The sequence below is a fragment of the Enterobacter sp. BRE11 genome (genome assembly GCF_031844285.1).
Classification (GTDB): domain Bacteria; phylum Pseudomonadota; class Gammaproteobacteria; order Enterobacterales; family Enterobacteriaceae; genus Pantoea.
On record NZ_JAUZUX010000015.1, the window covers coordinates 122,787 to 131,169 of the forward strand.

Here is an 8,383-nt window from a genome sequence, read left to right on the forward strand (position 1 = left end):
CAAACGTTAAAAAGGGCAGCAGGGCGTCGGCCACAGAACGCTCAAAAGGAGCGCCTGAATTTGATGCGTGCATTATTCTGATCATTGCTTGATAGGGCTAATCGTTCATTGCTATCCTATCTATCGCCACGGGCTATCGTGGTCTGGAGGATAACAATGAACATTCGCGATCTTGAATACCTGGTTTCGCTTGCCGAGCATCGCCACTTCCGCCGCGCGGCAGATGCGTGCCACGTCAGCCAGCCGACGCTGAGCGGACAGATCCGCAAGCTGGAAGATGAGCTGGGCGTGATGCTGCTGGAGCGAACCAGCCGTAAAGTGTTGTTCACCCAGGCGGGTTTGCTGCTGGTCGATCAGGCGCGCACCGTACTGCGGGAAGTTAAAGTCTTAAAAGAGATGGCGAGCCAGCAGGGCGAAGCGATGTCCGGCCCGCTGCATATTGGCCTGATCCCGACGACCGGTCCTTATCTGCTGCCGCAAATCATTCCTATGCTGCATCAGACTTTCCCCAAGCTAGAGATGTATCTGCACGAGGCTCAGACGCAGCAGCTGCTGGCCCAGCTCGACAGCGGCAAGCTCGACTGTGCGATTCTGGCGCTGGTAAAAGAGAGCGAAGCCTTCATTGAGGTGCCGCTGTTTGACGAGCCGATGAAGCTGGCGGTCTATCAGGATCACCCGTGGCGCGACCGCGATCGCGTGCCGATGTCCGATTTGGCGGGTGAAAAGCTGCTGATGCTGGAAGATGGTCACTGCCTGCGCGATCAGGCGATGGGTTTCTGCTTTGAAGCGGGTGCTGACGAAGATACGCATTTCCGCGCCACAAGCCTGGAGACGCTACGCAATATGGTGGCGGCCGGAAGCGGTATCACGCTGCTGCCTGCGCTGGCGGTGCCGCAGGAGCGCGTGCGCGATGGCGTCTGCTATCTGCCGTGCTATAAGCCTGTGCCGCAGCGCACCATCGCGCTGGTTTATCGTCCTGGTTCGCCTCTGCGCAGCCGCTATGAGCAGCTGGCAGAAGCGATTCGCACGCATATGCAGGGCTATCTCAACGCCACGTTAAAACAGGCGGTTTAGGCCGTTCAGCGCGGCCACGCGATAGGCTTCGGCCATGGTGGGGTAGTTGAAGGTGGTATTCACGAAGTACTCAATGGTATTACCGCCGTTTTTCTGCTCCATAATTGCCTGGCCGATATGAATGATTTCCGCCGCGCGCTCACCAAAGCAGTGAATGCCCAAAATCTCTTTGGTTTCGCGGTGGAACAGAATCTTCAGGCTGCCCACGTTCATGCCGACAATCTGCGCGCGTGCCAGATGCTTAAACTGCGCGCGGCCCACCTCATAAGGCACCTTCATCGCCGTCAGCTGCTGTTCGGTTTTGCCCACCGAGCTGATTTCCGGAATGGTATAGATACCGGTAGGGATATCTTCCACCAGGTGCGCGCTGGCTTCGCCTTTGATTATTGCCTGGGCGGCGATGCGGCCCTGATCGTAGGCGGCTGACGCCAGGCTCGGATAGCCGATGACATCGCCTACCGCATAGATGTGCGGCTGCGCGGTCTGATACATGCTGTTTACCTTCAGCAAGCCGCGTCCGTCCGCCTCCAGTCCAACATTTTCCAGCGCCAGCGAATCGGTGTTGCCGGTTCGGCCGTTAGCGTAGAGCAGGCAGTCCGCTTTCACCTTTTTGCCCGATTTCAGGTGCATAATCACGCCGTCTTCAACGCCTTCGATTTTCTCGAACTCTTCGTTATGGCGAATAACGACGCCGCTGTTCCAGAAGTGATAGGAGAGCGAATCGGACATCTCCTGATCGAGAAACGCCAGCAAACGGTCGCGGGTGTTGATCAGATCGACCTTGACGTTCAGGCCGCGGAAAATCGACGCATACTCGCAGCCGATGACGCCTGCGCCATAGATAATGACGTGGCCTGGTTCATGATGCAGGTTAAGAATGGAGTCGGAATCATAAATGCGCGGGTGGGTAAAATCGACATCCGCCGGATGGTAAGGACGGGAACCGCAGGCGATAACGAATTTTTCCGCCGTCAGGCGCTCGCGCGTGCCGTCGTAATGCTCGACTTCGATGGTGTTGGCATCGATAAAGTGGGCGTTGCCCTGAAACAGTTCGCAGCGGTTGCGCTCGTAAAAGCCCTGGCGCATCGCAGTCTGCTGGCTGATGACGTTCTCCGTGTGGTTCAGGATATCGGCGAACGAGGAGCGCAGCAGGCGAGTGTGATCGCTGTAAAGCGGGTTTTGATTGAATTCAATAATGCGACTGACTGCATGGCGAAGCGCTTTGGAGGGAATGGTGCCCCAGTGGGTACAACCGCCGCCGATGTTATGGTAGCGTTCGATCACTGCGATGCGCGCTCCCTGCTTCACCAGGCCCATGGCTGCACCTTCACCTCCAGGACCGGAGCCAATCACGATGGCATCGTAATCGTAAGACTTTTGCATACCAGTACGTCCTATTTTCTATACATTTTTACAACGAGATTCTAACATCTCGCCGCGCACATCTGAATTCTAACAGTGAAATTCCCCACGGTTTGACAAAGCGTGAGGTTCACAGGCAGTCACAAACTTTGGCCTGTGTACGCTGAAAATTTTGTTATAGTGCCCTCTTAACTCGTCACAAGGCAGAGAGAATGGGCGTCAGAGCGCAACAAAAAGAACGTACAAGACGTACGCTGATAGAGGCGGCATTTAGCCAGCTCAGCGCCGAGCGCAGCTTTACCAGTTTGAGTCTGCGTGAGGTCGCCAGGGAGGCCGGTATTGCGCCCACCTCTTTTTATCGTCATTTTAAAGATGTTGATGAGCTTGGTCTGACCATGGTCGATGAGAGCGGCCTGATGCTGCGTCAGCTAATGCGTCAGGCACGTCAGCGCATCGCCAAAGGCGGCAGCATCATTAAAACGTCGGTTTCCACCTTTATGGAATTTATCGGCAATAATCCCAACGCGTTTCGGCTGCTGCTGCGCGAACGTTCCGGCACCTCTGCCGCCTTTCGCGCCGCCGTGGCGCGTGAAATCCAGCATTTCATCGCCGAGCTGGCGGACTACCTTGAAGTCGAAAACCGCATGCCGCGTAGCTTTACCGAAGCGCAGGCGGAAGCGATGGTGACAATTGTCTTTAGCGCAGGCGCGGAAGCGCTGGATGTGGATATCGAGCAGCGTCGCAAGCTTGAAGATCGGCTGGTGCTGCAGCTGCGCATGATCGCTAAAGGCGCCTATTACTGGTATCGCCGCGAGCAGGAACGTCTGGCGGTCACCCTGGAAAAACCCGAAGAGTAAACGATAAGGATAATGCCATGACACAACCGAGTTCCCGCGACAGAGGCACGCTGCTGCTGGCTTTTATTACCGGTTTAGCGATTAACGGCTCATTTTCCGTGCTGTTCAGCGCCTTTGTGCCTTTTTCAATCTTCCCGATTATCGCGCTGGGGCTTGCGGTCTGGAGCCTGCATCAGCGCTATTTAAACCGCAATATGCCGGACGGCATGCCGGGTCTGGCGGCAGCGTTTTTTCTGCTGGGCATTCTGGTGTATAGCGCGCTGGTGCGCGCCGAGTATCCGGATATCGGCTCCAACTTTATTCCAACGCTGCTGATGGTGGCGCTGGTGTTCTGGATCGGCGTGAAGATGAAGCGTCGTAAGAACAACGACTAATAAATAAGAACGAGAACCTGAGGTTCCCGTTTTGCCGTTTGCTGATCGTGTCGACGCAGGCGGTGGGGACGGATCGCCACGTCCCTTAACGCATTTATGCTCGCTCGGCCCGCGCAGTACGCACCTCATCCCTGAGGTGCGTCCGTAAAGGGGACAACGCTACGCATTGTTCAAAACGTTCCGGCGCTTTTGTCCCTGACGCGGGACGTTTTACTCTGCCGTCCGCATCACCTGCTTTTTACGCTAATCTGCAAGCTGTTATCCGTCTTTGCGCGTCAGCCACACGCCGCACTCCATATGGTGCGTATAGGGGAACTGATCGAACAGCGCCAGGCGTGAAACCTCATGCGTCTGCGCCAGCGTCTGCAGATTGTCGCACAGCGTCTCGGGGTTGCAGGAGATATAAAGGATGTGCGGATAGGCCTGCACCATTTTCACCGTCTCGTCATCCAGCCCGCTACGCGGCGGATCGACAAAAATGGTTTCGCACTCATAGCTCTTTAAATCGATGCCCTGTAAGCGGTTAAAGCTGCGCACGCCGTTCATCGCCTGGGTAAACTCTTCCGCCGCCATACGGATAATCTGCACGTTATCGATCTGGTTGGCCTCGATATTGAACTGCGCCGCCGCCACTGACGGCTTGGCGATTTCGGTCGCCAGCACGCGGCGGAAATTGCGCGCCAGCGCCAGCGAAAAGTTGCCGTTGCCGCAGTAGAGCTCCAGCAGGTCGCCGCGCGAACCGCGGGTGACGTCCAGCGCCCACTCCAGCATCTGAATGTTCATCGCCGCGTTGGGCTGCGTAAAGCTGTTCTCTACCTGACGGTAGATCATCTCGCGGCCCGCTACCGGCAGGCGCTCGTCGATAAAGTCGCGGTCGAGGCAAATTTTGGTTTTCGTGGCGCGGCCTATTAGCTGTGCCTTATAACCTTTGGCGCGCAGCGCGTCGCGCAGGGCGCTTGCCGCGTCTACCCAGTCCGCTTCCAGCTTGCGGTGGTAGAGCAGCGAGATAACGATCTCATCGCTCATCGTCGAGAGGTAGTCGATCTGAAACAGCTTATGGCGCAGCACGCGGTTATCGCGGATCGCCGCGATCATCTCCGGCATCACCGCATTGATCAGTTCGCTGGCGGCGGGAAAGCGATCAACGCGAATGCGTTCGCGCGTCGCCTGATCGAAAATGATGTGGTAAAGATCGTCGCCATCATGCCAGAGGCGAAACTCTGCGCGCATCCGATAGTGGCTGACCGGCGAGCGAAACACCTCCGCTTCAGGCGCGGCGAATGGCGTCATCATCGTTTGTAAACGGCTGACTTTCTCGGCCAGTTGCGCGTCGTACTGTTCGGTCGGGAGATGTTCGGGTGTCATGTTCGATCCTGGTTAATAGCAAACTTGCCGGGCGATTGTAGGCATTCACCTGGCATTGTCCAGTCCTGCGCATGCTGGTCAGTATGGCTGTCTGGACTTCCATTACGACTCCTGTAGACTGCCTGCGCCGGCCTCAGCCTGAGTTAATAGGGAATCCAGTGCGAATCTGGAGCTGACGCGCAGCGGTAAGGAATGTCGTGGCGATCGCCTTGCAGACACTGTCCAGCGGGATGGGAAGTCTTCGCCACTTAATGATTCCCAGCCCGAAGACCTGCCGGCGTGACGTCGCAACTCGTACGGTCATCGCGTGCTATCGATCGTATACCTGCGGCATCCTGTTTCGTCTTTTGGATGCTCATAACAATGAAAAAATACTCCGCTTCGCTGTTCGCGTTTAGCGCAACGGCGCTTGCTCTCTGGGCGCAACCTGGTTTCGCTCGGGCTAATGATGATACGCAAGTTGTTACCGCCAACCGTTTCGCCCAGCCGGCCTCCTCGGTGCTGGCGCCCACCACGGTGGTGACGCGCGCCGAGATCGACCGCTGGCAGGCGAAAAGCCTGACTGATGTGATGCGTCGTCTGCCTGGCGTCGACGTGGCGCAGAACGGCGGCCTGGGACAGAGCAGCTCGCTGTTTATTCGCGGCACCAATTCCAGCCACGTGCTGATCCTGATTGACGGCATTCGCCTTAATCAGGCGGGCATCTCCGGGTCGTCTGATCTTAGCCAAATCCCGCTTTCGCTGGTGCAGCGTATCGAATATATCCGCGGCGCGCGCTCGGCGGTTTATGGATCGGACGCTATTGGCGGTGTAGTGAATATTATTACCGGCCGTGCGCAGCCTGGCACCACGCTCACCGCAGGCGTTGGTTCGAAAGGCTATCAGTCCTGGGACGGTTCGACACAGCAGATGCTGGGCGACGCCACAAAACTGACGCTGGCCGGCAACTACACCTATACCCGCGGCTTCGACGTTGGCGCAGGCTATCCTAACGACTATGGCCCGGCGCAGGGCGACAGAGACGGGTTTATGAGCAAGACCCTCTATGGCAACCTTGAACACCAGTTCAGCGATGAGCTGAGCGGATTTGTGCGCGGCTATGGTTTCGACAACCGCACCGCCTATGATGGATCCTGGACCTACGACAGGGATTTTAACGTTATCGGTGTGGCCGATACGCGTCAGCTCTACAGCCAGACCTGGGACAGCGGCCTGCGCTTCAACCGGGACAGCTATTCGACGCAGCTGATCGCCAGCTATAGCCGCACTAAAGATATCAACTACGATCCGCGTAACGGCCGCTACGGCGCCGCATCGACCTTTGACGACGTCACTCAGTACAATTTGCAGTGGGGCAATACCGTGCAGGTTGGCCAGGGCGCGATTAGCGGCGGTATCGACTGGCAGAAAGAGACCACCGAACCAGGCACCAACTACCTGGCGGACGGTTATGAGCAGCGCAACACCGGCCTCTATCTCACCGCGCAGCAGCAGTTTGGCAGCGTGACGCTGGAAGGCGCGCTGCGCGGCGACGACAATAACCAGTTCGGCTGGCACAACACCTGGCAAAGCGCCGCGTCCTGGGAGTTTATTTCAGGCTACCGTGTCTTCGCCTCGTATGGCACCGCCTTTAAGGCGCCTAACCTGTCGCAGATTTATAGTCCTGGCTATGGCAACCCGGACCTCAATCCCGAAAAGAGCAAGCAGTGGGAAGGGGGCTTTGAAGGGCTGACAGGAGCGGTTAACTGGCGGGTATCCGGTTATCGCAACGACATTGATAACCTGATTGACAGCGATCCGAATACCTATCGCTACTACAACACCAGCAAGGCGCGTATTAAAGGCGTCGAGGCGACCGCGTCATTTGATACCGGCCCGCTGGGTCATCAGATCTCCTATGACTACGTCGACGCGCGCGACGGCGAAACGGATCAACAGCTGGTGCGCCGCGCTAAACAGCAGGTGAAGTATCAGCTCGACTGGACGATTTATAACCTCGACTGGTCGGTGACCTATCATTATCTCGGCGATCGCTTTGATAACGACTACAACAGCTATCCTACCCGTCGCGTTAAACTGGGCGGCGTCAGTTTGTGGGATCTCGCCGCGTCGTATCCGGTCACATCTCAGCTGACGGTTCGTGGTAGAATTGCCAACCTGTTTGATAAAGATTACGAGACAGCGTATGGCTATCGAACTCCAGGAACGGAGTATTACCTCAGCGCCAGCTACAGCTTCTGATCTGCGCCCCACCGTGCTGGTGTTTGACTCCGGCGTGGGTGGACTCTCCGTTTATGATGAGGTCCGGCAGCTCCTGCCGGATCTGCACTATCTTTATGCTTTCGACAACGCCGGTTTTCCTTATGGGGAGAAGAGCGAAGAGTATATTGTCGAGCGCGTTGTCGATATCGTCGGCGCGATTGCCAGCCGTCATCCACTTTCGCTTTGCATCATTGCCTGTAATACCGCCAGCACGGTCTCCTTGCCAGCGCTGCGCGCACGCTTCGGCTTTCCCGTTGTGGGCGTTGTGCCGGCGATTAAGCCCGCGGCGCGCCTGACGCGCAACGGCGTGGTCGGGCTGCTGGCGACGCGCGCGACGGTGCGGCGTCCTTATACGCACGATCTGGTGGCGCAGTTTGCCACCTCATGCCGGATTACCATGCTGGGCTCGGCGGAGCTGGTGGAGCTGGCCGAACAGAAGTTGCATGGTCAGACTATCGCGCTAGAGGATGTGCAACGCACCGTCCAGCCCTGGCTACGTATGGCTGAACCGCCGGACACGGTGGTGCTGGGCTGCACGCACTTTCCTTTACTGCGCGAAGAGCTGCAGCAGGTCTTGCCCGAAGGCACGCGATTAATTGATTCGGGCGCGGCAATAGCGCGTCGTACCGCCTGGCTGCTGGAGCATGAATCGCCTGGCGCACACTCTTCTCAGGCGAACTGCGCGTTTTGTACCGATCTCAACGGCGAAGCGCTGCAATTATCGCCAGTTTTACAGCGTTATGGCTTCCCGTCGCTGGAAAAAGTGGCAGTTTAGGGTGGTTTTGCTGAAAAAATCGGCACTCAGAAATTAATTTGAAATTAGCGCTTGTCAGCCCTGAAGAACTCCCTATAATGCGCCTCCACTGACACGGCACAACGGCTTACGGAATGCGGTGTTAAGTAAGGTTCGACAAGGTTCGAATCGTCAGGAAAGCAAAAATAAATGCTTGACTGATAAAGCGGAAAGCGTAATATACGCAGCCCGCGCCGCTGAATAATCGCGGCATGCTCTTTAACAATTTATCAGACAATCTGTGTGGGCACTCGAGAGCAGATATCAAAAGCCTCCGGGCTTAAAAAATATCAAGC

At 56.7% G+C, this 8,383-nt stretch carries 7 protein-coding genes and 1 riboswitch; of the genes, 5 read left to right on the forward strand and 2 right to left on the reverse strand.

Features of this window, described 5'->3' with window-relative positions:
* Positions 1-156 precede the first annotated feature (156 nt).
* Positions 157-1,074: a DNA-binding transcriptional regulator OxyR gene (gene oxyR, locus Q9R34_RS16565; protein ID WP_485895101.1), complete on the forward strand. Its 918-nt coding sequence runs from the start codon at positions 157-159 to the stop codon at positions 1,072-1,074.
* Here the strand turns inward: oxyR and sthA are convergent.
* The gene (sthA, locus tag Q9R34_RS16570) at positions 1,057-2,457 is read right to left on the reverse strand and encodes a Si-specific NAD(P)(+) transhydrogenase (protein ID WP_033755573.1); all 1,401 of its coding nucleotides are present in this window, start codon (positions 2,455-2,457) and stop codon (positions 1,057-1,059) included. The genes oxyR and sthA overlap by 18 nt on opposite strands.
* Before the next feature lie 191 nt (positions 2,458-2,648).
* Here sthA and fabR point away from each other — a divergent pair, with 191 nt between their 5' ends.
* A complete protein-coding gene (fabR, locus tag Q9R34_RS16575; RefSeq protein WP_434126101.1) occupies positions 2,649-3,293 on the forward strand; it encodes an HTH-type transcriptional repressor FabR in 645 nt (214 codons plus the stop codon).
* A 17-nt stretch (positions 3,294-3,310) separates the two neighbouring features.
* Complete coding sequence (locus Q9R34_RS16580) at positions 3,311-3,667, forward strand: YijD family membrane protein (RefSeq protein ID WP_485895103.1); 357 nt, start codon at positions 3,311-3,313, stop codon at positions 3,665-3,667.
* A 258-nt stretch (positions 3,668-3,925) separates the two neighbouring features.
* Here the strand turns inward: Q9R34_RS16580 and trmA are convergent, their stop codons facing one another.
* Positions 3,926-5,032, reverse strand: a complete 1,107-nt coding sequence (trmA, locus tag Q9R34_RS16585; protein WP_485895105.1) for a tRNA (uridine(54)-C5)-methyltransferase TrmA — start codon at positions 5,030-5,032, stop codon at positions 3,926-3,928.
* A gap of 112 nt (positions 5,033-5,144) precedes the next feature.
* Positions 5,145-5,325: riboswitch (cobalamin riboswitch) on the forward strand.
* Between the two features lie 70 nt (positions 5,326-5,395).
* Here trmA and btuB point away from each other — a divergent pair.
* Positions 5,396-7,273 (forward strand): TonB-dependent vitamin B12 receptor BtuB, encoded by a 1,878-nt coding sequence (gene btuB / locus Q9R34_RS16590; RefSeq protein WP_485895107.1) that lies wholly within the window; start codon positions 5,396-5,398, stop codon positions 7,271-7,273.
* Positions 7,218-8,069: a glutamate racemase gene (gene murI / locus Q9R34_RS16595; RefSeq protein WP_434126094.1), complete on the forward strand. Its 852-nt coding sequence runs from the start codon at positions 7,218-7,220 to the stop codon at positions 8,067-8,069. Before btuB ends, murI begins: the two co-directional genes overlap by 56 nt.
* The last annotated feature ends 314 nt before the right edge of the window (positions 8,070-8,383 follow it).